This window comes from Spirochaeta dissipatitropha, assembly GCF_054657935.1.
In genome coordinates, this window is the sequence record NZ_BAAHXT010000057.1 from 1 (window position 1) to 402 (window position 402).

1 pseudogene is annotated in these 402 nt (G+C 52.7%); it reads right to left on the bottom strand.

Going from position 1 to position 402, the window contains the following annotated elements:
- Positions 1-165: 165 nt before the first annotated feature.
- Positions 166-402, bottom strand: a pseudogene (locus tag ACYQ2L_RS17215) (IS21 family transposase); the annotation flags it as partial.

The window sequence follows — 402 nt, forward strand, 5'->3', positions numbered from 1 at the left end:
GGCGGCCTGTTCCTCGTCGGTGAATAGATCAATCGGCTGCGCCCCTATTCCCTTGATGACCCTGACATCGGCAGTATCCTGGCTCCAAGATTCAAGCTCACGCTGCAGCCTATCGGCGTAGGGTACTTCATGTCCCCGCTGACGTTCACCTTCCCGGTATCGTGGTCAGAAGTTCCCCTTGATGTATTTAATATCGTTTTCTACACCGCCTTTCAATCGCGGGGTTGCCGGCGGACAAGGATCAATCAGGAAGCCGTAATGCTCTGCCAGACGCAGATACACGCGGTTCACAATTGGATCGGTGAACGATGCCTTTACCACAGCTGCCTTGAGATTATCTGGGACCACTTTCTCCGGAACCCCATTGAAATGTTCAAATGCATGGACGTGACAGCGGAAAAA